The organism is Fibrobacter sp. UWB5, from assembly GCF_002210295.1.
Lineage (GTDB): Bacteria > Fibrobacterota > Fibrobacteria > Fibrobacterales > Fibrobacteraceae > Fibrobacter.
This window is the reverse complement of record NZ_MWQH01000002.1, coordinates 373,788-400,206: the sequence shown is the minus strand read 5'-3', so window position 1 is coordinate 400,206 and position 26,419 is coordinate 373,788. Positions and strand designations below refer to the sequence as shown.

Annotated in this window: 26 protein-coding genes; 10 read left to right on the top strand and 16 right to left on the bottom strand. The window is 49.4% G+C overall.

The features are described from left to right. Positions 1-8: 8 nt before the first annotated feature. Both B7989_RS06135 and ilvC read right to left on the bottom strand, forming a co-directional pair. Positions 9-1,736: a hypothetical protein gene (locus B7989_RS06135; RefSeq protein WP_088627665.1), complete on the bottom strand. Its 1,728-nt coding sequence runs from the start codon at positions 1,734-1,736 to the stop codon at positions 9-11. Positions 1,737-2,046: 310 nt separating this feature from the next. Beyond that, complete coding sequence (gene ilvC / locus B7989_RS06130) at positions 2,047-3,525, bottom strand: ketol-acid reductoisomerase (RefSeq protein WP_088627664.1); 1,479 nt, start codon at positions 3,523-3,525, stop codon at positions 2,047-2,049. Positions 3,526-3,906: 381 nt separating this feature from the next. Between ilvC and B7989_RS06125 the strand changes: the two genes are divergently transcribed. Then, positions 3,907-4,587 (top strand): hypothetical protein, encoded by a 681-nt coding sequence (locus tag B7989_RS06125; RefSeq protein ID WP_088627663.1) that lies wholly within the window; start codon positions 3,907-3,909, stop codon positions 4,585-4,587. Positions 4,588-4,597: 10 nt separating this feature from the next. Further along, a complete protein-coding gene (locus B7989_RS06120; RefSeq protein WP_088627662.1) occupies positions 4,598-5,464 on the top strand; it encodes a hypothetical protein in 867 nt (288 codons plus the stop codon). A 64-nt stretch (positions 5,465-5,528) separates the two neighbouring features. On the opposite strand, the gene B7989_RS06115 is transcribed toward B7989_RS06120, so the two are convergent. The 4 genes from B7989_RS06115 to B7989_RS06100 all read right to left on the bottom strand — a co-directional run bounded on the left by B7989_RS06115 (position 5,529) and on the right by B7989_RS06100 (position 8,933). Then, entirely contained in the window at positions 5,529-5,951 is a 423-nt protein-coding gene (locus tag B7989_RS06115) for a DUF2442 domain-containing protein (RefSeq protein ID WP_088627661.1), read from the bottom strand. Positions 5,952-6,035: 84 nt separating this feature from the next. Continuing rightward, positions 6,036-6,251: a hypothetical protein gene (locus tag B7989_RS06110; RefSeq protein WP_088627660.1), complete on the bottom strand. Its 216-nt coding sequence runs from the start codon at positions 6,249-6,251 to the stop codon at positions 6,036-6,038. 249 nt (positions 6,252-6,500) lie between these two features. Then, the gene (locus B7989_RS06105; RefSeq protein WP_144264981.1) at positions 6,501-8,141 is read right to left on the bottom strand and encodes a fibrobacter succinogenes major paralogous domain-containing protein; all 1,641 of its coding nucleotides are present in this window, start codon (positions 8,139-8,141) and stop codon (positions 6,501-6,503) included. 81 nt (positions 8,142-8,222) lie between these two features. After that, positions 8,223-8,933 (bottom strand): SDR family oxidoreductase, encoded by a 711-nt coding sequence (locus B7989_RS06100; RefSeq protein ID WP_088627659.1) that lies wholly within the window; start codon positions 8,931-8,933, stop codon positions 8,223-8,225. Positions 8,934-9,014: 81 nt separating this feature from the next. On the opposite strand from B7989_RS06100, the gene B7989_RS06095 reads away from it, so the two are divergent. The 5 genes from B7989_RS06095 to B7989_RS06075 all read left to right on the top strand — a co-directional run bounded on the left by B7989_RS06095 (position 9,015) and on the right by B7989_RS06075 (position 13,463). Next, complete coding sequence (locus B7989_RS06095; RefSeq protein WP_088627658.1) at positions 9,015-9,569, top strand: GNAT family N-acetyltransferase; 555 nt, start codon at positions 9,015-9,017, stop codon at positions 9,567-9,569. 128 nt (positions 9,570-9,697) lie between these two features. Next, positions 9,698-10,144, top strand: a complete 447-nt coding sequence (locus tag B7989_RS06090) for a GNAT family N-acetyltransferase (protein WP_088627657.1) — start codon at positions 9,698-9,700, stop codon at positions 10,142-10,144. Between the two features lie 219 nt (positions 10,145-10,363). Then, positions 10,364-11,290, top strand: a complete 927-nt coding sequence (locus tag B7989_RS06085) for a DUF4421 family protein (protein ID WP_088627656.1) — start codon at positions 10,364-10,366, stop codon at positions 11,288-11,290. A 33-nt stretch (positions 11,291-11,323) separates the two neighbouring features. Then, positions 11,324-11,923 carry a hypothetical protein gene (locus tag B7989_RS06080; RefSeq protein ID WP_088627655.1) on the top strand — a complete coding sequence of 200 codons (600 nt, stop codon included), beginning with the start codon at positions 11,324-11,326 and terminating at the stop codon, positions 11,921-11,923. Between the two features lie 172 nt (positions 11,924-12,095). After that, positions 12,096-13,463 carry a vWA domain-containing protein gene (locus B7989_RS06075; protein WP_088627654.1) on the top strand — a complete coding sequence of 456 codons (1,368 nt, stop codon included), beginning with the start codon at positions 12,096-12,098 and terminating at the stop codon, positions 13,461-13,463. Here B7989_RS06075 and B7989_RS06070 read toward each other — a convergent pair whose 3' ends face one another. Beyond that, the gene (locus tag B7989_RS06070; RefSeq protein ID WP_088627653.1) at positions 13,464-14,126 is read right to left on the bottom strand and encodes a DUF4230 domain-containing protein; all 663 of its coding nucleotides are present in this window, start codon (positions 14,124-14,126) and stop codon (positions 13,464-13,466) included. Between the two features lie 111 nt (positions 14,127-14,237). On the opposite strand from B7989_RS06070, the gene B7989_RS06065 reads away from it, so the two are divergent. Further along, entirely contained in the window at positions 14,238-14,951 is a 714-nt protein-coding gene (locus B7989_RS06065; RefSeq protein WP_088627652.1) for a hypothetical protein, read from the top strand. Then, positions 14,952-15,920: a flagellin lysine-N-methylase gene (gene fliB / locus B7989_RS06060; RefSeq protein WP_088627651.1), complete on the top strand. Its 969-nt coding sequence runs from the start codon at positions 14,952-14,954 to the stop codon at positions 15,918-15,920. Positions 15,921-15,923: 3 nt separating this feature from the next. Here the strand turns inward: fliB and B7989_RS06055 are convergent, their stop codons facing one another. From B7989_RS06055 to B7989_RS06040, 4 genes are all read right to left on the bottom strand, one after another. Next, a complete protein-coding gene (locus B7989_RS06055) occupies positions 15,924-17,351 on the bottom strand; it encodes an MATE family efflux transporter (RefSeq protein ID WP_088627650.1) in 1,428 nt (475 codons plus the stop codon). Positions 17,352-17,394: 43 nt separating this feature from the next. Beyond that, positions 17,395-17,748, bottom strand: a complete 354-nt coding sequence (locus B7989_RS06050) for a MetQ/NlpA family ABC transporter substrate-binding protein (protein ID WP_088627649.1) — start codon at positions 17,746-17,748, stop codon at positions 17,395-17,397. 8 nt (positions 17,749-17,756) lie between these two features. Continuing rightward, entirely contained in the window at positions 17,757-18,896 is a 1,140-nt protein-coding gene (locus B7989_RS06045) for a hypothetical protein (RefSeq protein WP_233144275.1), read from the bottom strand. A 75-nt stretch (positions 18,897-18,971) separates the two neighbouring features. Then, complete coding sequence (locus tag B7989_RS06040) at positions 18,972-20,312, bottom strand: alpha/beta fold hydrolase (RefSeq protein ID WP_088627647.1); 1,341 nt, start codon at positions 20,310-20,312, stop codon at positions 18,972-18,974. Positions 20,313-20,495: 183 nt separating this feature from the next. Here B7989_RS06040 and ffh point away from each other — a divergent pair, with 183 nt between their 5' ends. After that, on the top strand, positions 20,496-21,860 hold the full coding sequence (ffh, locus tag B7989_RS06035) for a signal recognition particle protein (protein WP_073320318.1): 1,365 nt from the start codon (positions 20,496-20,498) through the stop codon (positions 21,858-21,860). A 30-nt stretch (positions 21,861-21,890) separates the two neighbouring features. On the opposite strand, the gene B7989_RS06030 is transcribed toward ffh, so the two are convergent. The 5 genes from B7989_RS06030 to B7989_RS06010 are packed head-to-tail and all read right to left on the bottom strand — an operon-like array spanning position 21,891 to position 26,415. After that, positions 21,891-22,736: a hypothetical protein gene (locus tag B7989_RS06030; protein ID WP_088627646.1), complete on the bottom strand. Its 846-nt coding sequence runs from the start codon at positions 22,734-22,736 to the stop codon at positions 21,891-21,893. 1 nt (position 22,737) lies between these two features. Next, positions 22,738-23,634 (bottom strand): NAD(+)/NADH kinase, encoded by an 897-nt coding sequence (locus B7989_RS06025; RefSeq protein ID WP_088627645.1) that lies wholly within the window; start codon positions 23,632-23,634, stop codon positions 22,738-22,740. After that, positions 23,634-25,010 (bottom strand): 3-phosphoshikimate 1-carboxyvinyltransferase, encoded by a 1,377-nt coding sequence (locus tag B7989_RS06020; RefSeq protein ID WP_088627644.1) that lies wholly within the window; start codon positions 25,008-25,010, stop codon positions 23,634-23,636. The genes B7989_RS06025 and B7989_RS06020 overlap by 1 nt, the downstream gene beginning before the upstream one ends. Continuing rightward, positions 25,010-26,152, bottom strand: coding sequence for a prephenate dehydrogenase/arogenate dehydrogenase family protein (locus B7989_RS06015; protein ID WP_088627643.1), 1,143 nt, complete (start codon positions 26,150-26,152; stop codon positions 25,010-25,012). The genes B7989_RS06020 and B7989_RS06015 overlap by 1 nt, the downstream gene beginning before the upstream one ends. Next, positions 26,152-26,415, bottom strand: coding sequence for a chorismate mutase (locus B7989_RS06010; RefSeq protein ID WP_088627642.1), 264 nt, complete (start codon positions 26,413-26,415; stop codon positions 26,152-26,154). Before B7989_RS06010 ends, B7989_RS06015 begins: the two co-directional genes overlap by 1 nt. Between the last annotated feature and the right edge of the window lie 4 nt (positions 26,416-26,419).

The window sequence follows — 26,419 nt, the reverse complement described above, 5'->3', positions numbered from 1 at the left end:
GTCAATAGTTATCGGACAATCAGGGTCTTGTTTCCGTTTGGCGAATACAGGCGGACAACCACCTTTTGCCCCGCAGGGACGCCCAGTTCAAACACATTCCCCGAACGCTTCACAGAAGCCGGCAAACGGCGGCCATCCAGCGAAAGTACCTGGACGCGGGCCCTGCCCAGTTCCATAGGCGTAAGCCCCGTCACCTCCAACAAAAGACTACCCGTCCCCTTTTTCCTTGTACGGACGGCAAAGGCAGCACGGCGCGGCGCCACCAAAGCCATACGGGGTTCAATGTCGGGCACATTTCCTTCGTTTACGCTGGTCGAGGCCATGAGCTTCACATCGCTGTTATAAGTCGATGCAAGCGGTTTCGAGAAAAGGATGTTCGGCTTTGCGCCTTCCGGCAACAAGACGTCGCCCTTGTTTACGCAGCTGTCCAAACGCAGGTATTCAATCTGGTCGGTACTACCCACAAGGCCCGAGACCCAGCCATTGACAGAATCCGCAGAAGTCTTGATTTCGATATCGCCCTCGTTCACCGCCTTGAACAGATCAGCGCTCTTGGCTTCCGGACGTACATAGCCCGCGATACCGCCCACGAAAGGTCCCTTCGCGTTTTCAACGACAATCTTGCCCTTGTTTTCGACACGGCTCGCCTGCTTCACTTCCCAGATTCCGGCAACGCCGCCCACCTGCACCATCTGCTGCACATCTACGCCGTGATAAATGACATCGCCGTAGTTAATGCAACTGTCAAGAGTCGTATTCGTATTGCCGGAGACATAGCCAAAAAGTCCACCCACCGCCGCATAAGACGCAGCAACATCGACCTTGCCATAATTAAAGTTGCCGACAACAGTCTTCTCGGAAATAAGCGACGGATTCACGCCAACGAGGCCGCCCACAAAGGCGTATTGCGTAGGAACATTCGCCGACATATTACCCTTGTTCACATTGCCCTTGAATGTACACGGAGCAAGAAGTTCTCCGACAATGCCACCCACATTAGTATATACGTCGCCCTCGACAGAAATATTCGCTTCGTTCACGTTCCCTTCGATAGCACCCGGATCCACGAGGATACCAATAATGCCACCAACCGCGGCCTGGTGCTGATTCGCCACCTTCATGGTTCCCTTGACCTTGTTGTCATAGAAGCCGACCCACTCCGCAACGGTGTTACCCATCAAGCCGCCCCACTGAGGAGCCCCTTGATCGTTGTCGACCGTTTCGAAAGTCAGTTCAACCGAGTTGTTCCGCACAACGGCCTGACCCGTCACCACCTGCGTTACAAAAGTACCAATGAGCCCCGAATGGCGGATGTAGACGTTTTCGAAAACCACATTGTTGTAATAAAGGGTATCGTCGCCATTGTTGAACACGGGACCGATAAAACCGGCATCCCTGACCGAGCCCAGCGAATCATCGATATACAAGTTCGAAATCTTGTGGCCATCTCCATCGAAACTTCCTTCGAACGGACCGATTGCCTTCCAGTTACCCACGTCACGACCACAAACAGAACTCAAGTCCAAGTCCGCAGTCAGCTTGAAATGCAAGCCCTCGCCCGCGTTCTTCAGCTTGACGCCCTTGTAAGTGCCACTATCCGAAACGGCATTACGGAACTCCATCAGATCCTGCACCGACCCAATGGTCAGCGGATCGTCCTTTGTTCCCTGATCCGCGGCATAACAACCCGCAGCCAACACCAACGCCATAGGCATCATGAATTTTGCAAACATCATATATTCTCCTCTTTAGTTTGTTCACTGCCTTAAATATAGATTAGACTAAAAATAAAATCAGCCAAAATAAAGAAAAAGCTCGCCGTTTCCGACGAGCTGAACAAATTTCCTGACAAATGTAATTGAATTATCCCGCTAAGTGGAACCGAGCAAGACAATCCACGAAAGTTGGATAAGCGAGCGAGACAAGGCGCGAGTCTCCGTAGCACCACTCTTTATCCCGCTAAGTGGAACCGAGCAAGACAAAGAACGATTTGGCGTAGCGTACTAAAACGTACGTGAGCCAAATCGTGATGCCGTATTGCGAAGGTTACACGACGCGGGTCATGCCGCTCATGCGTTCACGCAGCCAAGCACCGACCTCTTCCACCGGATGCTGACGGATGTTCTTGTTCACCTTGATGAGCTCTTCGTTATCCACAGCAGTGGTCTTGCCTTCGCCGTAGATAGCGCCGATGTCGTCCTTCTTCACTTCGTTCTTCATGAAGTCGGCGAGCAGAGGCACGCACTTGTTGGCGAACAGGTAGCAACCGTATTCGGCGGTGTCGCTAATCACGCGGTTCATTTCGTACAACTTCTTACGAGCGATGAGGTTGGCGATAAGCGGAGTCTCGTGGAGAGATTCGTAGTAGGCGCTCATCGGCTTGATGCCCACGGAGCACATGGTTTCGAATGCGAGTTCTACACCGGCCTTGATCATGGCGGTCATGAGAACGCCGCGGTCGAAGTATTCCTGTTCGGTGATGACCTTGTCGGTAGCTTCGACCTTTTCGAATTCGAGTTCGCCCGTTTCGGCACGCCACTTGAGCAAATCCTTGTCGCCGGCTTCCCAGTCCACCATCATGGTGCTGGAGAACTTGCCAGAGATGATGTTGTCCTGGTGTTCGCAGTAGAGCGGCTTCATGATCTTCTTCATCTTTTCGGCGAGTTCCGTGGCGCGGATCTTGGCCGGGTTGGAGAGACGGTCCATCATGTTGGTGATGCCGCCGTGCTTCAGGGCTTCGGAAATGGTTTCCCAGCCGTACTGGAGCAGCTTGACCGCGTAAGCCGGTTCAACGCCGAAATCCTTCACCATCTTGTCGTAGCAGAGGATGGTGCCGGTCTGGAGCATACCGCAAAGGATGGTCTGTTCGCCCATGAGGTCGGACTTCACTTCGGCAACGAAAGAGCTTTCGAGAACGCCCGGACGGTCGGCATGGAGGCCAGCGGCGTAAGCCTTGGCGTAGTCCCAACCCTTACCTTCGGGGTCGTTTTCCGGGTGCACGGCGATAAGGCAGGGCATACCGAAACCGCGAACATATTCGCTACGGACTTCGGAACCCGGGCCCTTCGGGGCGACCATGATCACCGTGATGTCCTTGCGGATTTCCTGGCCTTCTTCCACGATGTTGAAGCCGTGGCTGTAAGAGAGGGCGGCGCCCTTCTTCATGAGCTTCATGATGGCCGGGATCACGTTGTGGTGCTGCTTGTCCGGTGTGAGGTTGCAAACGAGGTCTGCATCCGGAATCATTTCTTCGTAGGTACCGACCTTGAAGCCGTTTTCAGTAGCGTTCTTCCAGGACTGGCGCTTCTGTTCGATGGCTTCCTTGCGGAGCGTGTAAGAGACGTCGAGGCCGCTATCGCGCAGGTCAAGACCCTGATGGAGACCCTGGGCACCGCAACCGACGAACACAATCTTCTTGCCCTTGAGGGCTTCAACACCACGGCTGAATTCAGAATGTTCCATGAAACGGCAGTGGCCAATTTCTTCGAGTTGGCGACGCATAGGGATAGAATTGAAATAATTCATTTTTTGAACCTCTGTTAATTAGAATGTTTCCGGGGGGAAATGTAGCATTTTAGACGAGAGACGAGAGACGAGAGACGAGAGAAAAGTGCATTCCAGCCCGAAAATGTCTTCCCCGCCGGAGGCGGGGACATCCTTTCTATGATAAAAGGGGGAAGCCTCCCCCTGATTGCAGCCGCGGTTTCGTCATCCTGAGCGAAGCCCATCGGGCGTAGTCGAAGGATCCAGGCACGCATTACTCAACCGCGTCTTCCATACACCCCCTCTGCGGGCTTCAGTCGCCAGCCCGCAACGCCTGGCTTTCATATATAATAAAACGTACTTTTTCAAATAATTATATATTCATCATAGACTTTTAATGTTGTTAATAAATGGACGAAAATCATGGAAAAATTTCACACACTTGACCCTAACCGAAAATCCACAATCATAATTGTATCTCTGTATGCATTCTGCATTATAGTAGGAGCTATTCCCTGGATAATATTAGCATTTAGAGATTCTCAATGGGACGAAACTGCAATGAACATCAAATCAATCGGCGTCATTGCTTTTTTCGCATCAGTAATCATCCCATCTTGTTTAATCAACTTTATCCGAAAGAGGTGTCGGAAGTATTACGAGGAACACCTCCCCCCTGAAGAAATTGAACGACGAAAACAAGAGGCTGAAAGGCAAAAAAGAATCCATCAAGAATGCAGCCAAAAACATGAAGACGAAATGACAGAACTGCGAAAAACTGAGATAGAAACAAAAACAGATTCCGAGCGCATATATGAATTAGAAAAGCAAATCAAAAATTTGACTCATAATTCAGACATCACAAAACAATTGCTTGAACGTCTTAGCGGCATTCCCTTTGGATACGCTTTAATCTTCCTAGTGATTACAGCAATCATATCATGCAACGGCATCAGCAACATATCAAAAAAAAGTGATGCAATTTCGGAGAAAATTGAAACCATAGAAAGCAATCAAAAGCGTCTAGAATATGACATTGACAAAATGAGGAATAAACTAAAAGACATTGAATATGAAATAAAAGCACTAAAGTCAGACAAATAAAAACAAAGCCATGAACAATAAAGAATCCTTAAAATATTCTACTTTTCAAAAAAAGCTTGAGCAAATACAATCCGTTCATCCAGAATGGACGATACGTGTTGAAAAAATGTTTAAGGTATTCAATGGAGAACTACCGCCTGATGGATATATTGACGACTTTGTCCCACTAGCATTAATTCGGTCACAGAACAAAGAATGGAGAGCATGGCTAGTTCCATCAACAGCAAAAAACATTGATGATTATATTCCTTTAGAATACCAAAACGTTCTCCACGTCCATGCGCCTCTCAAATTATCCAGGCCACTAGACGAACTACTTTTCACGGATGCAGGCATCAAAGAGTTCATCAAGAAATCCAATCGTGACATTCTATGCAAAATACCCGACAGTATTGAATTTGAGAATAATCCTAGCAAGTTAATCGCAATACTAGAGAAAATTCCGCATTTTGATACGTTAGCACTCTTAAATGAACGAATAAAAATAGTCGAGGAAGATCTACGAGACATTCAATTCTTTATAAGCAACCTGCCACAAACTAAAAATATAAGAAAACACATTCTACAACTATTGTTAATTACCATAGATAGTATTGGTACAATCGTAAAAACTCCCCTCAACATCACAGACATCAAATGCTCCCAAGTACCACGCAATACATTCGAATCCGGATTTCCGAAGGACATCCGCAAGAACATATGCAAGTACAGCAACATGAGAAACGAATTATTACACGACTCTATGTGGTATGATACCGCAGTGATCCCTCCAGACTGCCCAGAAGATTTGATAAATTTCTATGAAAAAATAAGCAACTATTGGAAAGAATTAAAAATAATTCACAAGTTTGAAAATAAGCACTTCGACTTAACTTAATGTTTTTAGTAACAAAACAAGCCGCTCGCACACCACGGACGGCTAAAGTTTTAGCAGCAAAAAACTACGCCACAGTTTTCAGCAGTTCCCTGCCGATACGGCGCAATTCCTCCTCAATGAGTTTCTTTCTTGCTGAAGAGGGTTTCTTCGTTCCGTTTACATACGCCGCAAAGAGGGGTTGCGGAATTCCCAACCGACGAGCAAATGCCGAGGCGTTCAATTCAGGGAACAGCCAAAATACGCGGCCAATAGGATTCGTTTTTTTCGGCGAAAAGAATCCCGAAAGTTCCAGGCCCTCGTCCAGATCGTCAAACCACACGCCATCGCAATCAACGCGGCAGTTCTCCAACTGCTTTCGCGTAGCCTTCCGCAGCGGTTCGTAATCTCGGATGAGTTCACGCCCGATTCGGCCGTCTTTCAGTTCCACGCAAACAGCATCCTTTTCGACCCAAAGCCTTTTTACATCTTTTTCCGTAATTTCATTCATAAAGCCCCCCCCTTTCAAATATCTTCGGTATAATTTAATATAGGTTATTATTTAATAACCGTCAATAGGTTAATGGGTTAAACATTATTTTTCGTTCTTTTTCTCCTTCAAAGCAGTTTTCAAGATAAGCGTTACAAGGTCTGAAATCGTAATTTTCCGTTTTTTCGCTTCAGCTTCAAGTTTTTCAATAACCCAAACCGGCATTTCCCAAACGCAATCAACATAGCCATCGCCTGTTGGTGTTTCGGACACAATTCTAAACGAGAAAAGGTCTTTACTTTTTTCGATGTTATTGTTCATATAGCCTCCGTTGTTGTGGTCACAGATGGTGACCCGTTTGTTGTTAGAGGCGTTTTCGCTATAAAACGAAAACGCACCTCGCCTTAAAACAGCGAGATGCGTCGGGCATTAATGTACCTAAGATTCAGAAAACTGGCACAAATGCGTAAGGCGAAAATTGCAAAATAAGCTTGCTTATTTTATAATTGAGCCTAGCATTTGGCGCTTGCGCAACGGGCGCATGAAAATTTTACAATCCACGAGACAATCTTATTCGTCCTTCACGCAACGGACGGGGCGACCAATACTCTTGTCTCCTGGGGTTAAGTTCGCTTCATCAGCATAACCTTCACTGACCAAGAGCAAGCAATAGGCGTCAAGACTACCGCCGCCATCGCTTGCACTCCAAAAACAAATCTTTTCACCCATAAAGTTGAATAAACCATAGACGCTCCTTTGACCAGCAGGAAACGCCGAGAATCCGAATTCATCCGTGCCGTTTCCGTCATTTTCCCAGCCGTATGTGGATTTGAGTTTTTTTCCAGCAATCTTTTCGCCCCCAACAGATGCGACCAGAGTGCCCCATTCTTCTTTTTCAGGCAGGTGCCAGCCCTCGGGACATACACTGCGAAATGGGTATTTCTTCGAACAAGTTGCCATATAGCCGCCTCGGCAGCCTTTCGTAGTTCCCGCACTGTCCATCACGGCAGACCAAGTGTAAAAGCGACCATATCTGGCGCAGTATTCAGCAGAATCGTTATAGCACCAGCTAATGGAATCGGAAGTGTAGGCCTTACCGAGTACCTCAAATTTATAGGGAACACCAGTGTAAGCATAATTCAAGTTCTCTGCCATCCACGTCTGCTCACCAATTTTGACAGTCCTATATGTATGTCCGTCACGTTCGTCTTTAATGCAATTTTCATCCGTTTCAACATCACATGGCTCTCTTTCCTGCATCAAACTTGAAGACGAAGATTCACTGCTAGATGACTTTGGCTCGGGAATCGTAGACTCGTCACTAAGACAGCGGATGGAATATCCGCGGTCGCTGCTGCCAACGCGGGAACTGATAACGTCCATGAATACGCCATCGGAGTTATCCATTAGACCCATATCGATTGCCCCGCCCAAGACTCGGTACGAATAAGAGGATGTCCAGAAATCAGCGCGGAGGCCTTCATCGAAATAGTCGCCATCGAAACTGCCGCCGAACCGGCCTCCGACAGGGAGTGCCGAGAATCCGAATTCATCTGTGCCGTTGCCGTCATTTTTCCAGCCACTCTTGGACTTGAGCGCCTTGCCGGCATCATCTTCGCCACCAGCCACATCAATCAGAACTCTCCATTCCGTCGTATCGGGCAAATGCCAACCTTCAGGACAAATTCCGCGCACAGGGGGTATCGGGGTGCAATGTTCGCCATTGCCACAGCCCTTGGCATTCTCGCCGTATTTTCCGACACTGTCTATTGCAGCGCCCCAAGTGTAAAGCCTTCCATATTTGGTGCAGTTACTTTTTTCGTCGTCATAGCAGGCACTGTTTCCTACCTTGAAGTTCAGATTTTCGGCCATCCAAATCTGCGTACCGATCTTGACAGTCCTATATGTCTGACCGTCACGTTCATCCTCAAAGCAATTCTTGTCTTTGCCCACAACGCAAGGTTTCTTCTCTGAACTAGACGATTTCGCAGAAGAACTACTGGACTTCGCCTTCGAACTGCTAGAATCGTCACAGTTCTTGCAAACAGACGAGGAAGATTCCTCGTCGGAATTAGATGCAGAATTGCTGCTGTTGTCGTCGCCACAAGCTACCAAGAGCGCCAACAATACAGAAATGAATAAATAAGTAGAGATCCTTCGACTACGCAACTTTGTTGCTTCGCTCAGGATGACACGGTCAATCTTTTTCACAAATTCTCCTTCGCCACAACGGCCTGTTTTATCCTGCGGAAATATAATCTTTCCTAACCAACTTGTCCTGAAAGGGCTACTTTACACTTCCAATTTCCAGCCACAATCGTTGTGGTAAATCATCTGGCGGGTCATGCCGCCATCGATGCAGATGTTTTCGCCAGTAATGAAGCCCGCCTTGTCGCTGGCAAGGTAAAGTACCATGTTCGTGATGTCGAGCGGGTTCCCGACACGGCCCGCGGGCTGCTGAGTGGCATCGGGGCCTTCGTAGACCTTGAAATCCGTATCGATCCAGCCCGGCGAAATCGAATTCACGCGCACGCGACCAGCAAAACTCACGGCCAGCGCATGCGTGAGGGCTGCAATCCCGCCCTTTGCCGCCGTATAGCTTTCTGTTTGCGGTTGACTCATTCGGTCGCGACTCGAGGAAATGTTTATAATACTTGCACCCGACCCAAAATGCGGCGCGAAAAGTTTCGCGAGATAGAACGGGGCCGTCACGCCCACGGCGAGCGCATAACTGAATTCCTCATAACTGCACTCGTCTATGCCCTTCATCAGCGGGAGCGCGTTATTCACGAGCACATCCACGTGACCATACTTTTCGATAACGAACTGCGCAAACTTTTCGAGGATTTCCTTCTTGGAGAGGTCCCCCACAAAGCAGGGATTCTCGCGAATGTCGATGTACGCAACCTTCGCGCCCTCTTTCTCGAATTCACTCACGACGGTAGCGCCAATCCCGTGCGCCCCACCCGTCACCACGACCACTTTATTTTCAAACGATTTCATGAGAGAAAATATACACTAAAACACACCGAAGCGCGCGCCCCAAGTTGACGCACAAACCGCATTATCCTATTCTTTCTGCCGATGCTCCAGTTTTTCGAAGTCACAAAGAAATCTCCGTGGTTTTCGCAGGTCAAGGCGCTGTACGAGTCGGCGTTTCCGGCCAACGAGCGGATTCCGATAAAGCATTTGCTCGACGACAAAATCAAGCGGGAATTTTGGGCGTTTTTTTACAAGGATGATGGCGAGAGCGGCGCGGTTTCTAGGTTCTGCGGGTTTTCAAATTCCATTTCGCACGGAGACATCACGAACATCGTCTACTTTGCAGTTGAGTCTGAGTTGCGCTCTCGCGGGTACGGCTCGCAAATTTTGCAAGCCATCCGCAGGCAACACCCAAACACGCGCATTGTCGTCTATATCGAAGTCGAAGAAGATTCCAAGAACGCCGAGGAACTTGAACGCCGGAACCGCCGCCGCGAATTTTACTTGCGCAACGGCTTTGACTCCTCCCCCGTCGATTACGTCTGGCAAGGCGAGCACTACCGTCTACTCAGCGCAGGCGGCACCGTCACCGACAAAGAATTTCGCGATTTCTGGAAAGAAATTTTGAAGGATATTCCCGGAGCGAAGTACCCGTAAAATCTTATAAGGGCTCTTTATGAGCCGAGGTAAAACTATCCCTTTGAAAAAGTGGTATATTGTCTCTAAAAGAGGTTTATCTTGTTTAGTTAAGTCCTATAGGGATTCTTTAAAAGCCGAGGCAAGCAATGATAATCGCGATCAACAAAGATGAACCATGGTGGGAAAAGACGCGCGCTTTCGCGAATGATTGCCCATGGCTGCCGGGGCGTCGTTTAGCCGAGCGAATGTCAAAAAACGATTTTCTAGACTGGGAAAAAATTTTCATTGCTGTACACGGTGAAGATGCTGTCGGCTTTTGCGTTCTCGAGGAGAACGGGAACATTCCTCCAAAATTCAATTGCAGCCCCTTTATTAACCTCGTTTACGTTAGCGAAAAATTCCGGGGAGAGCGGCTATCCAAAAGCTTAATTGACGCAGCGCTTGATTACGCCCAAAGGCTCGGCTACAAAAAAGTTTATCTCAAAAGCGAGCACCACGGCCTATACGAAAAATACGGGTTCAAGAAGATTGCCGATTTCGAACCAACGGTCGGGCTTGCAAACCAACTGTTTGAAATCGAAATTTCAATTTAACATTAACTTTTAAGCATTCCTTCGCGGCAAAAAAATTTTTTGACTTTCCGCCCTTTTTAACCTATATTAAATGTATGAAATACGTAAAAATGGTTTTGAGGGTTCTGCTGGGCATTTTTATATTCTTTCCGTGAAAGAAATCCTGAAGGATACTCCCGAAGCGAAGTACCTGTAAAATTTTATAGGGGTTCTTTTTGTTATTATCTTTTCAAAACCCCGATGAAGTGCGTCCTGAAAATATTCCTGTTTGCCCTGGTGTTCGCAGGGTTTGCCTTTGCCGAAGCGCAAGACAGCGACGAGCCCTCGGTTTCCAAGTTCCGTGAACGGTTCTCGCTGCGTTTCTTGTGCGATTACAATTTCGTGGCCATCTGGAATTCCGCCTACAACAATTCGATGCTCAATTCGAACCGGCCGGTCGATGTGGGTATCGGCGTCGGCTACGACAGCCTGTTTACCACATTCGGAATTTCATGGGACGTGTCCGCCGATTTCAAATACAGCCTTCCTTTTACCACTTCAAAAGAAAAATCGGACACCCAAGCTTTCGAGACGGGACTTGACTTTTTCCCGGGAAACTGGTGGCTTGCGGCAAAGCTCCGCTTTTACAGCGGCTTTACCACGGAAGTCGAACGCGACGGCGAAAAGGAGCAAGAATTCATTGATCTCTGGTTTGCGGACATGTATTTCTCGTTGCTCTGGATGGCGACCGCGAAAGGAAATTTTGCGCCCAGGAGTGCCTACTTTTTAGACAGGCGTCAAAAGAAATCTGCCGGGAGTTTGATTATCGGCGGGCGCCTGCAACGAAACATCGCCGAAGACAACGACGGAGTGCTCGGCTACGAAAACGACAAGCGCGACATCACCTCCATTTGGGGTGACGTCGGGTACACCTACACCTTCGTTTTCAGCAACGGGTATTTCTGGAACCTCTGGGGCGTTGTAGGCATCGCGTACGGCCGCGAACGCATTGACGACGGCAACCTGCTATTGCCCGAATCGGACATAAAGACCGCTTTTGGCTACATCGGGGAAAAATGGGCATGGAACATCGTTCTTAAATGCGGATACTCCGCCATTGCGTTTGGCGAACATCTGGAGCAAAAATACGTGTCTGCCTTCGAAATCCTTGTGGTGCGCAGGTTCTAGCCTGCAAAATTTTCCTATTATTAAAGATAAATTATGAAAAAACTTTTTTTATTGCCTTTCGCCCTGTTGCTTGCAAGTTGTGCCCCCAGCCGCGTAGAACCGACTGTTACGACTAAAGGATTTTCCGCATTCAACGGGCTGTACACAAAAGTTTCTAGCCGCACCCTAAGCACCCCCGTGCCCAAGCCCATTTCTGTCAACTTTGACGGCGATTGGGATATTCAAACCACCTACTATTCGTTAGAAAAGAATCTCGCCTTTTTCATGTGCACCAAGGAACCGGAACATATCCAGTTCAGAGGCATGCGTATTGAAGACCTCTACCGTGATGCAACTTTCACTGTAGACAAAAACGCATCCGAAGAAAAGTTCATCAAGTTCTATTTGCAATGGGATCACGATTTCTGGGCTGCCAAGCAAGAAAAGGTGAAAAACGGCAACGTCACTGGCCCCACGTTCAACAGCGAAAAGAAGTACGGCACCATCAAGACTGTCAATGGTGAATACCAGCGCTGCATTCTTGCCGCCGTCGTAGAAGACGCCATTTTCATGATGACCGGCGAAGCAGTAAGTTCCGACAAGGATATTTGTCAGACCGAAGCCGAAATCTGGGAAAGCCACGAGTCGTTCTAAAGACGATTATTTCGGGGATTTAACCCGTTTTCGCAATAATCTGTGACGTTTAGCATGCGTTTTTGCATGTTCTTTTTTGGGTATTCCCTTTACTAAAAAAAGAACTATTTTTGTTTTCGTAAGGGTCTCGTTGCGAGACTTGGTTATCTTTTTTTACGACAAGAGGGGTCCTATGAAATCCAAAATCTTTTTAACCGCAGGATTTGCGCTCAGCTTGTTGTGTGCGGCCTGCAGTGACGACAGCAACAGCCTAAGCGCTAGCGACGCTGGCAAGGACGACGGCAAGATTGCCGGAAGCCAAAACATTGAAACCGAAAACGGAGCCACCTTCGAAACCAAAGGCAATCCTTCCACCTACGAATATGGTATTACCGAATCTTATGACGGCGCCGTTCGCATGGTTGACGTCGTCTCTGCCACCGCAGAACCGACTTCCGTCATGGTACCGGATGAATACGTTCCTGTAGACTACGCCCCCGGCGGAGTTATTGACGAATATAACGGCAGAACTTACGGTCTACTCACAGCCTCCGAATGGAATGATCTGGACAACTGGAGCGATTGGACAGATATTCTGAAGGGCGAATTTTCCGACAAGACAAGCTACTGGAATTTTTATCCGCACACCCTCGCGGCCGTAAAAGTAGTTGACGAAAACGGCAAAGGCCTTGCCAACGTTTCAGTAGAACTTCTTAATAACGACAAGGTGGAATTCGCCACCAAGACTGACAACTCGGGCCTCGCTTATTGCTGGGTTAGATTATTCGAAGGCTACACCGAAGAAGCATTAAACAGCGAAGACTTCTCGTTGAAAGTCAATGGCGACGTATCCGAAAATTCGGTCAAGTTTACCCACAATTACAACGATTCTCTTGAATTAAATGTCATCACCAGCGATGCCAAGCAAGCCGACGCTAAGGCCGATGTAGCCTTTATCGTCGATGCCACCGGTTCCATGGGCGACGAAATTCGCTTTCTCCAATCGGACCTCAGCTATATCATAGACCACGCCTACTCGGACACCAAGGTTGCATTGCGTACGGCAGTTCTATTCTACCGTGACGAAGACGATGAATATCTCCTCCAGGGCAAGGACTTTTCCACCGATGTCGCGAACACCCAGGCATTCATCGCCGATCAATATGCAACCGGTGGCGGCGACTTCCCCGAAGCCGTGCATACCGCACTCGAAGCCTCGTTACAGAATTTTTCTTGGAACGAATCGGCACGTGCACGCATCGCCTTCTTGATTCTTGACGCCCCCGCCCACCACCAGACCGACGTCATCGAAAGTCTTCAAAAATCGATAAAGCTTTACGCCAAGAATTGTATCAAGCTTATTCCCGTCGCTGCAAGCGGTATCGACAAAGACACGGAATCCATGTTACGATTCTTCGACATTATCACGGGCGGCACGTACGTGTTCCTCACCGACGACAGCGGCATCGGCTATTCCCATCTCGAAGCCTCTGTTGGTGACACCAACGTGGAAAAACTCGCCGACTTGATGATCCGACTGATAAAAAAATACGTGGAATAATTATTCCACCCGGATTTTGTAGCCGTCTTCGGGGTGCATCCAACCTTCGATAAACGACTTCTTGTATTTTTCGGGGGAATCCGTCAGCTTGATGGCAGAACCGAGATAAAGCAGAATAATCTTTTTAGCGTGCTCACGAGCTAGATGTTTCAGCTCGGAACCGTTTTCTTGTTCATACTTTTTCTGTTCGGCAATAAAGAACTGTTTAAAGTCTTCAAATTTGATATCATTGAACCAGCCCTTCTTTTCCCAGAAGACCTGGATGCTTTCAAAATCAATGCTGTGGCTCAAGATTTTCGGTTCGGGCAGGTAAATGAGGATTGTCTTTGTCACAGGGTCAACGTTAATACTGATATCTTTCAAGTTGTAGCCCAGCTTGACATCGCCCTCGTAAATCAGCATCAATTCCTTGATTGACTTGTTGATTCGCCAGTCGGGCATATACTTCAAGAGCACCTTTGCATCTTGGTAGTTCGCATTTTTCCGGTAATGGTGATGGAGGGTCGCGAGTTCAGAAATCTCGCTGATTTGATGTTCTATATACGAGCTTGTAATCTGGGGACCCTTGGGGGCTGACTCCAGTTTCTTGATGACTAACGCCGTCGCAACAACCGTTACACAAAGAAGGACAACGTAAGACGCTATTTTCAATGCCAATTTCACTGTTGACCTCCTTTTTTGACAAGTTCACCATCTAAATATATTTCCTTTTTTATAAAAAAGTCATTTTTATTACGAATAAGCTATATTATGGGATACTTAAAGGAGAATCATATGAGCGAAAACAACCAAAAAATACTAAGCGCCGAACAAAAAGCCACCAAAAAGGCAAACAAGACTTGGCTAAAACGAATCCGCGTTTTTGCAGGTGTCTTGGGAATGACGCTTCCTTGGATTGCGATGCTCGGAGCATTCATTGTGTCGAAAGCACAACCCCAGACTATGCCGGCTGAATTCTGGACAAAATTATCGATTTCTGAAACCTATTACCTGACGCCTGCCTTGGCTGGCATCTTGACAACGGCGGCCGTCGTCTTGATGAGCTACAAGGGTTACAGTTTGCTTGACCACGTTATCACATCCATATCGGGTGTATTCGGAATCATGATTGTCTTGTTCCCTTGCAATTGCCCCATGGTAACTAATGAGACCCTGGTCGGCTTTTTCCAATTGCCAGCAAGGATATCCGACATTATCCATTGTACTGCGGCGGTGATATTCTTTATCCTTTTGGCCTTCAACAGCATATTCTTGTTCACTAAAGACGGGAACGATAAGAATCAAGAACTTTCAAAACAGAAGAAAATCAAGAATTTCATCTTCAGGGTTTGCGGCGGCGGCATGCTTTGCGGCATGGCGCTGGTTCTCTTTCCAACGTTCGACGCACAGATTTTTATCGCCGAAGCCATTGCGCTCACCTTCTTCGGTGTCAGCTGGCTAGTCAAGGGCGAAGTATTCGGTCTGCTTGCCGACAAGAAACCTGAATAAATGATTCTTCGAAAGCCCGATTTTTACGACCAGTTCAAATGCATTGCCTCGCGGTGCAGCGACACTTGTTGTGTTGGCTGGGAAATCGATATTGACGAGGCGACACAAGAGGTTTACCGCAAGGTGGCTGGAGCCTTTGGCGACAGGCTCCGCGCAAATATTGAAGACGGGCATTTTAAATTACTCCCCCACGACCGCTGCCCGTTTTTAGACAAGGACAACCTCTGCGAAGTTTACCAGCACTTGGGCGAAGACGCCCTGTGCGATATTTGCACCGAGCATCCGCGATTTGTCGAGGTCTATGGCGATATCATGGAGCGGGGGCTCGGGCTTTGCTGCGAAGAAGCCGCGCGCTTGCTGCTTGAAGGCGAAGGCCCGCTGACCTTTACCTGCGAAGAATGCGACGAGCCCGAAGACGAATTGGATGACGACGACCTTGATATCCGCGACCAGGTTCTCGGGGAACGCGAATGGATGTTCGAGACACTCGCCGACCAAGATACACCTTTCGCCGAGAAGCTTTACAAAGTCTTCGGCTATACGGGCGAGAATCCGTTTGCGCCGTTTGAAAGTGCGAATGCCATGTTCGAACTTTTGGCGAAACTCGAAAGCTACGGCCCGGATTGGGACGCAGCCCTTTCGCGCATCAAGGCCAGAATTGAGTCTGGCGAACCGATTGTAGACCAAGGGTTCTTTACCGAAAACGAAAGTGCGCGACTGCTCACCTACTTGATTTACCGCCATTACGCCAAGTGCCTTTTTGAAGGCCGCGAGCAGGGCAAGCGTCAATTCGCGCTTTTATTCTGGAACCTGGCCCGATTCTTTACCAAGGAACTTGCAGGTTCGAATTCCGCTGTCACACCTAGCCCGCGGACCAACACAAAAATCAACGCGGTCAAGATTCTTTCGAAGCAGCTGGAATACTGTCAAGAAATTATGGAAATCGTCGAGATTTCTCTGGACGAATAAAAGCTAGGCTGCCAGGCGGTCTTTATCCATCACGTGCTTACGCCATTTACCGCTCTTCCAGCGGAGCCAGAAAATAAGCGGTGCCGTACTGTACACGGCAACGACCGTAATCCAGGCGTATTGAGCCGGCAGGTGGAAAATGTAGGCCGCCACGTACAGGGCACCCGCCACGCACCAGTTCATAATGGCACACGCGAACATGACCCACACGGTATCGCCCGCACCGCGAAGCGCACCCGCATAAATCACCAGCAGGACTTCCACAAAAATGTAGAAGGTCGCAATCCGCAACATGAAAATGCTCATGGGTCTAGCCGCTGCGAAAATGGCTAGCGCCTCGGCAGAAGCTTCAGCCGCATCGGGTTTAAAGATATCCGTCAGTATGCCCGGCAAAAAGATAAAGAAAACGCCCATCAGCAAGGAATATCCCCAGCCGAGTTTGAGGCCGGAATAAGTCGAACGCGATGCCGCGGCACCGTCGCGCGCCCCCACGTAACGCCCCACGAGGCTCGTGGACGCCACTTCAAGGCCCATCAGCGGAACGTAGGCCACCATGTCCCAGTTGAACATGACCGAAGACGCCGTTGCCGATTCGGGCCCGAGCGCATGGAACATGAGAATCAGGAGCTGGAACGCCGCCATATTCAGGCACATTTCGACACCGGAGGGAATGCCTTTTTGCAAGAGTTCCTTGGTCAGGGGCCAGCTAAACGCAAACGCATAACGGGTACGGAATCGGTCGTGGCAATTTTTACCGAAGAATTTCGCGAACAAAATCACTGTCGAAACCAGGTTCCCGATCAAGGTGCCATAAGCAGCACCCGCCACACCTAAAGCAGGAATCGGGCCAAAGCCGTAAATCAAGAAGAAGTTGCAAACGACATTCACAATCATGCCGACAAAGGCTGCCTTCATGACAATCTTTGTTTCACCGATACCGCTAAAAAAACACGGAGCCGCATTGCGCACCAAGTTAATGATGCCGCCGAACATCAGAATATTAAAGTAGGTCTTTTGATACTGCAGCTGGTCTACCGGCAAGTGTTCCATTCCAAATGCTACATGACCCAGCGGAATCGTGAGGTACAAAAGCGGGACCGAAATAAGCGACAGGTAAACCGCCTGCATAAACACGCGGGCGCAATCCCAGCGTTTTTTGCCACCCAGACGCTGCGCCACCATAGCGGTCGTGTAACTGATGGCACCGGTAAAGAACATCGTGAGCGCAAGCTGCACCGCCCCCGCCCCAAGCGCCGCATTCATTTCGGCTGGGCCAAGCTTCGAAAGGAACAGGCGATCGATAAAAGTCATGATTGTGTCGAAAGACATCGACATGAGCATGGGAAGTGCCACCACGAGCACATCCTTCACATCGCCGTTTTTCTTGAATTTAGACGGTCTGTAGAACTTATTGAGTATCGCGTCGACCATATTGGGCGACAAATATAGAAATTTTTACAATTTATGCAAGTTTCTATCGAGCAACACTTTCAAGTTTCTTTTTTAAGGTTGAAAGGACTTCTTTCTTTTCGGTATCAGGGCGAGCATGGAGGCCACCTGTATACAGGGCATCGACAAGCCCGTTTGAAAGCGCTTCGGAAGCCTTGCCCTGGTCGCCCAGCTTTTTTACTTGGAGTTGGATTCCTTCGCTAGAAAGCGAAGCCGACACTTTTTTCAGCGTCGATTCATCTTCTGCGTTTACGACGCCCACCGTCACGGTCACTGCCGTCACTTCTTTTTTGATCGTTGCGTGCTTGCGGGCGCAACAATCAAAGCGAGCCACGGCAAAAGAACTCAATAAAGCACATAATAAAAGTATTTTCTTCACAGTCCCCCCTAGAAATCAAACATAACTTCGACGCCGAATATCAGGGAAGGATCGTTTTTATTGCCTTCGGACGGCCAATCTTTATCGTCAGGGATATCGGCAAGAACCATCGAGATAATATTTATTTTGTAACCGGGAACATTAAAGTAGAACCGTCCACCGACGCGCCACGATTGCAAATCTTCATCTTTGTCTAAAGTATTCGTATGGTATTCAAGAGGGATACCGATACTTAAGGATTCCAGCAAGGCCACGCTCGGTTCTACCGCTACAAAAAAGTATTCCGGACGAGTTGTCATTTCCAAGAATGTACGTTCCGGGTCATCGATAACCGCATAGAACAGAGAACCTATGATGCAAAATCTCGAAAATTCAAACGACGGTTCAGCCAAGAATACATGATTCGATACCGCATCATCGCTAGCCAAGAAGACCGAATGAAAGCCGTATAATCCATGCAAGGCAAAATGTTCCGACGAAAGCGAAATATCTAGCCCAGCATAAAGTTCATTAAAATCCTTTCGCTGATAGCTTTTGTAATCGGCATAAGGGCGAAATACCTGGCCTGCAATTTCAAGATCGTAAGCGGCATGGAATTCGTACGTGAGGCCTTCTTTGCAATCCATTCCCATGTATTCGCCGAACATATAGTGGTAATAGCAACTTTGGTCGTTACTTTCGCTACCAAAGCCGGCATCGAGTTGCAAGCCATTCCACAAGAATTCAACGCCGCGAATAGACTTTTGCCTTATGCCCGCCGCATCGTCCCGAGGGTCGCCAAAATCATAATAATTTTTGAACAGACCTTCGAAATAATTTAAATCGCCAATACGAAATGCCAAGTGTTCAGAAGGCGCATATTGAACATAAGCTCCGTTAAAAACGACAGTCGGGTGCACAGGATCCATGGTCGCATCATCGCCCATATCCATGCCTTCCATCTCTTCCATTCCATCCATCGCCATTCCCATAGCCTCAATTTCGAGCCATGCAGACCAACGATCGTTAAAACGGACATCAAAATCCAAGTCTAGCATAGATTCATAACGATGCACGACGTTCGATTCATCAGTATTCCAGTCGGCATAAGCGTGAACCATAATCATTCCCGAAAGGTCCAGCTTAGGACGCTCAAAGGCAAGCGACAAACCGACTAATAGAAGGACATATAGTAATATTCGTTTATTCATACAAATAAATTCTAGCACCCATCACTTACAAGATTACTTTTTCAAACTCTTAATAAATTCATCGATATAACCCGTTACCGTTTTCACGTCTTCGACAGAGCCCCAATGGGTATTGTGGTCGGCACCTTCGACTTCGTGGAACACGACGCTTTTTGCCTTAGAAAGTCCCTTTTGCAAAGTCTTCTGAGATTCGCTGTCGAACAAGGCATCTTTAGTACCCCATATGATTTGAACATCGGTCGCAATCGAAGAAAGGCGCTTGGTATTATCAATTTTCAAAAGATTCTTGACCAAGTATTTCCACACATAGTAGGGAACTTGTTTCAGGTGTTCCAGATTGGCGGCCTGAAAATCCTTATCCGGATTCGTGCTGTAGCCCCACGCCTGAATAAAGCTTTCGGGGAGTTTTTGGGTCGAATCATATGCATAAATGCCATCGAACGATTCATCGTCGGTACCGTTCACAAGCCAATCCAGCGTGGCATTTTTCCTGTCGACCGAAGCGCCCGAGCCAATCAAGGTGATTGAAGAAACAATTTCTGCGTTCGTGATGGATAATTCCTGAGCAATAAAGGCTCCAAGCGAATGTCCCACAATGTGAACTTTTTTCAGGCCAAGTTTTTCGACAAAGGCTGCTATATCGCTTGCAAGTTCAGCAACGGAATACGAAGATTCATCAATCGGCTTGTCCGTTTTTCCGTTGCCGCGGTATTCGGGTACATAAACGCGATAGCCTTTTTTGGCAAGCGACGGTGCCACCTGCGACCAAGAAACTCGACCATCGGTAAGTCCGTGAATCAATACGACCGGAGTTCCCTTTTCATCACCCGTCACTGTATAGGCCAAATGTATTCCCGTTGCAAGATCAACCGATTTTTCTGTCCAGTCGACATTCTGGTATTCGGCAAAGCTCTTTGTCGTAAAGGTATTGTTCTTGCCCATAAAATGATGCCCGTTCACCTGAGCTTCATCTTCAAAGGCATAGACATCCGTATTGCTGCTCCCCACATGAACAACATCGGCACTTCCAGAAAAATCGACACGGCCAGAACGCTTGATGAGCAAATTTCCGGTCACCTTGACATTCTTTAGGACCGTTGCACCTGGCGTTGTCGTAGAAACCGTCAGCACACCATTGATTGTTGTATCTTGCAAGAAAATGAATCCATCCTGGATATCTTCATCTCCAAGCGTCAGGTCACCGGCGCTAGGTTCTTCCATGTGATGGCCATGGTGCTCTTCGTGGGAAGTTTCTTCTTCGTGAGAAGATTTTTCTTCGGGGGCGCTACTTGAGTCATCAGAGCAAGCGGCAAAGAAAAGTGTAGAAGCAAGAATTGCTGCCGAGAATAAAGCGAAATTATTATGAATTGTCATTGAAGCCTCCGTTTGTATTCGTTTTAAACCGGGCTCAATATTAGATTTTACGGAGGTTTACGTCCAATACTATTTTTTCATGGCAATTGATAGCTTTTTTCTATAACAAGTTCATTTTATCGTGAGCAAACGGCTTACCTCAAATTCAAAGTCCAAGCAAGAAATTACTATATTTGACCCACTATGTTTTCACAGCTGACTGACTCTCTAGAATCTACTCTCAAGAACCTGCGCGGGCAGGGCAAGCTCACCGAAGAAAACGTCGCCGAATCGCTGCGCGAAGTGCGCCGCGCATTCCTCGAAGCCGACGTGAACTTCAACGTGACCCGCGACTTCGTTAAGGCCGTCAAGGAAAAGGCCATGGGCTCCGAAGTGCTTTCCTCGGTGACTCCCGGTCAGCAGATTGTGAAAATCATCCACGACGAACTTGTGGCCGTGATGGGTGGCGAAACCAAGGAAATCAACCTTTCCGCTCCGGCTCCGGTCGGCATCATGATGGTTGGCCTGCAGGGTTCCGGTAAGACGACCTTCGCCGGCAAAATCGCCCTCTGGATGCGCAGCAAAAAGAAGCGCAAGCCGCTTTTGGTGGCCGCTGACGTGTACCGCCCTGCCGCTATCAAGCAGTTGCAGGTGCTCGGCAAGTCCATCGGCATTCCCGTTTACGACGAAGGCCAGGGCAATCCGGTCGAAATCATCAAGCACGGTTACCAGTACGCCAAGGACAACGGCTTTGACTTAGTGATTTACGATACCGCAGGCCGCCTGCAGATTGACGAAGAGTTGATGCAGGAACTGGAAAAGGCCCGCGACGCCGTTCACCCGGACGAAATCCTGTTCGTGGCCGACGCCATGATCGGTCAGGAAGCCGTGAATGTGGCCGAAACCTTCTGGAACCGTCTGAACTTTACGGGTGTTTGCCTTTCGAAGATGGACGGTGACACCCGCGGCGGTGCAGCCCTTAGCATCAAGAAGATGACGGGGGTACCCATCTGCTTTATCGGTGTCGGCGAAAAGCTCCCCGAAATTGAACTGTTCCACCCCGACCGTATGGCCAGCCGAATCCTCGGCATGGGCGACGTGGTGAGCCTCGTGGAAAAGGCCCAGCAGGTCATCGACGAAAAAGACGCCAAGGACCTGAAGAAGAAGATTCTCAATAACACCTTCGACCTGAACGATTTTTTGAACCAGCTGCGCACCATCAAGAAGCTCGGCCGCATCAAGGACATTCTGAGCTTGATTCCGGGCCTGAACAAGCTCCCCATCGACCAGATTGACGAAAAGGAACTGGTTTATGTGGAAGCCGTGCTCAGCTCCATGACCCCGAAGGAACGCAAGAAACCGCAGATTCTGGACGGCAGCCGCAAGGCCCGTGTCGCCAAGGGTTCCGGCACCGAAATCGGTCGCGTGAACGCCGTGCTCAAGCAGTACGAAACCATGAAGGAAATGTTCAAGAAGGTCGGCGACATGGCCCGCAAGCAAAACAATGGCGGAACAGTTGGCAGTAACTACACGCCGCCGAAAGACAAGAAGAAAAAGAAGAAGAAATAAAAATGAAGCCCGGTCAACCGGGCTTTTGCTTTAATGATTTTCGAGTTTGCTTAAGTCAGTCGAAAGCATTTTCCAGAGGCGGGACGCGAAAGGTTCCGCCCATTCTTTTTCGGGCGCCACGCGGCTCGTAGTGGCAGCGGTAAATTCGGAATACACCAGGAACACAAGCTCCCCGTAGCGGGCATCCCACAGCGTCCAGAGCGTCTGCCAAGTGTAGCCACCACTCTTGCCGAGATCGGTATCCATGCGCACATTCAACACTACCGGAATCGAAAGGTAACGCAGTTCGTAGCGACTGGCCAGCGCATTCAGCAAGTTCTTGAAATCCTTCGAAAGTTCGCGGGAAATATCCTGCTCTACCCCGTCGCGTTCCAGCCACGGGCTCATATCGCTCAACTTTTTACCGTCGGCAAAGACCGAATTCAAAAGCAGCTTGGAAAGGCTATCGACGTAAGCGGAATCGGCATCGGGCAGGCGCATGCCCGGGAGCATAAGTTCGCGGCGCATCTTGGGGAATGCCTTGACCATCAGGGAATCTTCGACGCGGGCTAGGTCAAAATCCAGGGCGTCTGCACTATAGCTGTGGCAGAACTTGCATTTTTCAGGGCGGTCGGCCTTGACCGAAAGCGCCGGGAAAACGCCCCAGACCGCCGAAGAATCCATGCGGCTGTAAGCCTTCTTATTCCATTCGCGATAGGTCTTTTCGTTTGAAATCTTGAGTTCGATATCGCCACGAGTTCCGCATTCCTGACACGGAGCGTCCTTCATGCTCGCATCGCCCGAAGCGTCGTCGCCACCCTGACTGCCCGCGCAACCTGCTAACGAAAGCAGACCCGCAACTGCAAACGCCAAAATCCATTCAAAAGATTTCTTCATCTTATACCTGCCTCGGTTTTCCCGTCCAACCAAGCTTTTCGCGAAGCGCGCCCACAAAACCCGTATGGCGCAAGCGAATAAACGTCGTCACCGACTTGCTTTCAGCAAGAGTCAGCACATCGTTCGGTTTCAAGACAATCGTGGTACGGCCATCGAACACTAGGTCAAGCGGGCCATCGACAGCCGACTTCATCTGAAGTTTCTTGGACGAAAGCGAAAGCACCAGCGGGCGCACCGAAAGGCTGCTCGCCGCCACCGGAGTCAGCACCACGGCAGGCGTTGCCGGGTGAATGATCGGGCCACCAGCCGCCAGGTTGTAGGCAGTAGAGCCAGTCGGAGTCGAAACGAGCACGGAATCGGCCCAGTAATCCGTCAGAGCAGTTCCATTGTAAGTCACGCTCACATTCACCATGCGCTCGGGCGCGTGCGCACGGACGTGCACCTCGTTTAGCACCGTCTGCTTTGCCACTTGCTTTTTTCCATGGTAAACGACCGCGTCAATCATCATGCGCTCGCGGGTCGAAAAGTCGCCAGCAAGCAAGCTATCCAAAGTCTGCGAAAGGCCTTCAACACGAGTCTCGGCCAAGAACCCGACTCGACCCGCGTTCACGCCCAGAATGGGCGTGTCGTGCCCGAGCGCCATGTGCGCCGCCGAAAGCACCGTGCCGTCGCCGCCAATGGCAAGCAACAAGTCGGACTTGCAAAGTTCGCTTTCCTTGACAATCTTGATAGGCTTGCGCACCAAATCTTTCAGGTTATTCAGCACGCAGAACGTGACCTGCGGATGTTCGTCAGCCCAGCCCGAAATCACGTCGAGGGCAAGAGCCAAATCCGGGTTCTTGTCTTTCCAGCCCACGATACCAATCGTGCGGAATTGGAATTTTTTGACCTTGTTCACTACGACGCCTCCGTTTCAGGCTTTGCCGTTGCCATTTCCAAAAGCTGCTTCAGCTTCTGCAAGACTCCTGGGTAAGTGCTTTCGACAAGTTCAGAATTAGCCACAGGCTCGTCGTTTTCAAGTGCAATCGAAAGCACCGAAAGCGCAAGGCCATTCTGCGGCACGTCTCCGCCGTCAAAATCGCTACCGTTCACAATCGTTTCAAGCCCGCGAATCACAAGACCGTCGTCATAAACGCCCACTTCGGCGCCCGTCTTGCGCAAGTTTTCGGCCAAGGCTTCGTTGGTGGGGCGCATTTCCTTACGCAATTCCTTGGGAATGCGCAGAATGGTTTCGCCTTCGGCAAAGCAAGCTGCCACCGCCAAGAACGGGAATTCTTCAATCCCGGTCGCCATAGTATCTTCCGAAAAACGCCTACCCTGCAAGCGTTTGCCCGAAGCCAGCGGATACACCATGACATCGCCGTAGACATCGCCAAAGCGTTCGCGACGGCTCACGGTTTCAAAGTTACCGCCCATGCGCTTGAGGCAAGTGAGCGCCCCCGCGCGGGAGCTGTTCAAATCCACATTCTTGAGGCAGACTTCGGTATTTTTGGGAATGCCCGCAATCGTCGTCAAGAGAACAAAGGCCATCGCTTCGGTCGCGTCGCCAGGAATGTAGTAGTCGCGGCCCGTAATCACCTGGGTTTCCGCTATTTCGGTAAACTGCGAACGTTCCACCTTCTGGCCGCGCGCAATCATCATGCGGCGTTCCAGTTCGGTCAACTGTTCCATACCACGGCTTTCGTACTTGACATTCACGCCAAAGTACATGAGCATTTTGGTCCACTGGTCGTGTACCGAGCCCTTTTCTTCGAAGGACAGGTATTCGCCACGAATGAGCGTGCGCAAAAGCAAGCGGTTACGCATGATGGTCGCTACGTTGCCTAGCGAATCCTTTTTAATCGCCACTTCTTCGGGCGCAAAGGTAAACGTAAACTTCGCCGGTTCATCGTCGACAGACTTTACCTTGAAATACTTCTGCAAAAGTTCCTTGGCTAGCGCAACCTTTGCTATTCCCGCTTCGTCATTTTCGGCGGCAAAGGTATAAATCTGGTCGACATCCTTAGAGGCAAGCGTCCAGAGCATCACGCAGCGCGATTCACCCAAATCCATCGGGAGCATATTCGGGAGCGCATACTGAAAGCCCTTGCCTTCAAGCACCAGCTGGTGGCCTTGTTGCATATAATTCAGGCCAAATTCCTTGAGGGCCTCGGCAAAAGGTTCTACACCTGCGGCAAAAGAGAAATCTTCAAAAACGGTACGACCATTCACAAGCAGCGCCATCACCAGCGCAAGCTCCATGCGTTCGCGGTCGGGGTTTAAAACAAATTCCATTAGCGTTCCTTTACGTCGTAGCCAAGCTGCAACAGAATCTGCATGGCACGGCGGGCCTCTTCAGGGGTCTTAAACGCAAGCAACAAAGTGCCTGCAATATTTTCGCGAACCTTCATGAGTTCTATATCGCGAATATTCAAACTATTGTCGGCTAGGGGTTGCAGCACCTGCAACAGCGCACCCGGTACATCTTTTAGGGGCACCGTAATTTCGGAGAAAGCGGCAGCGGCATTGCGGCCCGGCGCAAACAGGCTTGCACGGCCATCGTTACCGGCCTTGAAAACCGTTTCCAATTCGGCAGAATGGTCATCAGCGGCGGGTTTGCCGTCGCACACCACCTTCAAATTTTCCATGGCCTCCACCGTCTTGTCGATTCCGGCGCGGACTTCTTTAAGAGCAAGCACCGTCTGGTCGCGGTTAGTGACGGCTATATCGTGCCACATGTTCCAGCCAGAGGCGGCAATGCGCGTCATGTCTCTAAAGGCACGGCCTGCGTAATGCTGGTAGTTAGGCTTCACCAGGCGCTCCGGCATGCTCGCCGCAAGCGTCGACGAAAGCATCTGCGGCATGTGCGAAACCCAGGCCATGGTGCGGTCATGATGTTCCGGCGGGAACACCACGGCATTTGCGCCCACGAACGAAATCAAGTTCAAGAGCGGCTTGTACACCGATTCGTCGACACCTTCAGGCGGGCACACGAACCAGTAAGCATTTTCAAAAATCGAGGGATCGTTGTATTCGAGCGTGCGCTTTTCGGAGCCTGCCATCGGGTGGCTGCCCACAAACACAAACGGCTTCGGGAGCTTAGCCCCTGCCTTGCAAATCTCCACCTTAGTCGATCCGATATCGCTCACCAGAATCTGCTTTTGAGCATCCAGCAGCGACAAATCCATCTGCGACAGGTTTTCAATCGTCTTTAAAATATGGAGAATCGGGGCGCAAAGCAAAATCACATCGGAACCGGGAACCCAGTCCTTGATTTCGTCGTAGCCGAAAAATTCATCGGCAAGCCCCAGTTCCTTTGCACGGGCAAGTGTGGCCGGGCTACTCACCGCACGCACCATCGTAGGCAACTTCGCCTGCTTAATGGCAGCGGCTACCGAACTTGCCAAAAGTCCAAAGCCAACGAAGGTAATCCGCATTATTCTTCTACCTTGTAAGTTTCGTCAATAATGGTTCTAAAAATATTCTTGAACGATTCTGGAGGCAAGGGGCCATTCGCCTTTTTCGCTTTTTCGGCGACCACGTTCAAAACAGCCTCTTCGCGCGCAGCATCAAGCACGGGGAGTCCTTTTTGCTTCTTGATTTTACCAATTTCCACTGCGAAACTCGCCCTCTTGTTCAAAAGGGCAATCAGTTCATCGTTCAGTTCATCAATACGGTTGCGCCAGTCTTCAATATTCATACTT

Excerpts from the sequence above, each read along its gene's own strand:
- B7989_RS06110 (WP_088627660.1), bottom strand. The coding sequence starts at position 6,251 with ATGAACAATAACATCGAAAAAAGTAAAGACCTTTTCTCGTTTAGAATT.
- B7989_RS06085 (WP_088627656.1), top strand. The coding sequence starts at position 10,364 with ATGAAGTGCGTCCTGAAAATATTCCTGTTTGCCCTGGTGTTCGCAGGG.
- B7989_RS06090 (WP_088627657.1), top strand. The coding sequence starts at position 9,698 with ATGATAATCGCGATCAACAAAGATGAACCATGGTGGGAAAAGACGCGC.
- ilvC (WP_088627664.1), bottom strand. The coding sequence starts at position 3,525 with ATGAATTATTTCAATTCTATCCCTATGCGTCGCCAACTCGAAGAAATT.
- B7989_RS06125 (WP_088627663.1), top strand. The coding sequence starts at position 3,907 with ATGGAAAAATTTCACACACTTGACCCTAACCGAAAATCCACAATCATA.
- B7989_RS06135 (WP_088627665.1), bottom strand. The coding sequence starts at position 1,736 with ATGATGTTTGCAAAATTCATGATGCCTATGGCGTTGGTGTTGGCTGCG.
- B7989_RS06075 (WP_088627654.1), top strand. The coding sequence starts at position 12,096 with ATGAAATCCAAAATCTTTTTAACCGCAGGATTTGCGCTCAGCTTGTTG.
- B7989_RS06100 (WP_088627659.1), bottom strand. The coding sequence starts at position 8,933 with ATGAAATCGTTTGAAAATAAAGTGGTCGTGGTGACGGGTGGGGCGCAC.
- B7989_RS06055 (WP_088627650.1), bottom strand. The coding sequence starts at position 17,351 with ATGGTCGACGCGATACTCAATAAGTTCTACAGACCGTCTAAATTCAAG.
- B7989_RS06065 (WP_088627652.1), top strand. The coding sequence starts at position 14,238 with ATGAGCGAAAACAACCAAAAAATACTAAGCGCCGAACAAAAAGCCACC.
- B7989_RS06080 (WP_088627655.1), top strand. The coding sequence starts at position 11,324 with ATGAAAAAACTTTTTTTATTGCCTTTCGCCCTGTTGCTTGCAAGTTGT.
- fliB (WP_088627651.1), top strand. The coding sequence starts at position 14,952 with ATGATTCTTCGAAAGCCCGATTTTTACGACCAGTTCAAATGCATTGCC.
- B7989_RS06030 (WP_088627646.1), bottom strand. The coding sequence starts at position 22,736 with ATGAAGAAATCTTTTGAATGGATTTTGGCGTTTGCAGTTGCGGGTCTG.
- B7989_RS06010 (WP_088627642.1), bottom strand. The coding sequence starts at position 26,415 with ATGAATATTGAAGACTGGCGCAACCGTATTGATGAACTGAACGATGAA.
- B7989_RS06020 (WP_088627644.1), bottom strand. The coding sequence starts at position 25,010 with ATGGAATTTGTTTTAAACCCCGACCGCGAACGCATGGAGCTTGCGCTG.
- B7989_RS06040 (WP_088627647.1), bottom strand. The coding sequence starts at position 20,312 with ATGACAATTCATAATAATTTCGCTTTATTCTCGGCAGCAATTCTTGCT.
- B7989_RS06015 (WP_088627643.1), bottom strand. The coding sequence starts at position 26,152 with ATGCGGATTACCTTCGTTGGCTTTGGACTTTTGGCAAGTTCGGTAGCC.
- ffh (WP_073320318.1), top strand. The coding sequence starts at position 20,496 with ATGTTTTCACAGCTGACTGACTCTCTAGAATCTACTCTCAAGAACCTG.
- B7989_RS06095 (WP_088627658.1), top strand. The coding sequence starts at position 9,015 with ATGCTCCAGTTTTTCGAAGTCACAAAGAAATCTCCGTGGTTTTCGCAG.
- B7989_RS06120 (WP_088627662.1), top strand. The coding sequence starts at position 4,598 with ATGAACAATAAAGAATCCTTAAAATATTCTACTTTTCAAAAAAAGCTT.
- B7989_RS06115 (WP_088627661.1), bottom strand. The coding sequence starts at position 5,951 with ATGAATGAAATTACGGAAAAAGATGTAAAAAGGCTTTGGGTCGAAAAG.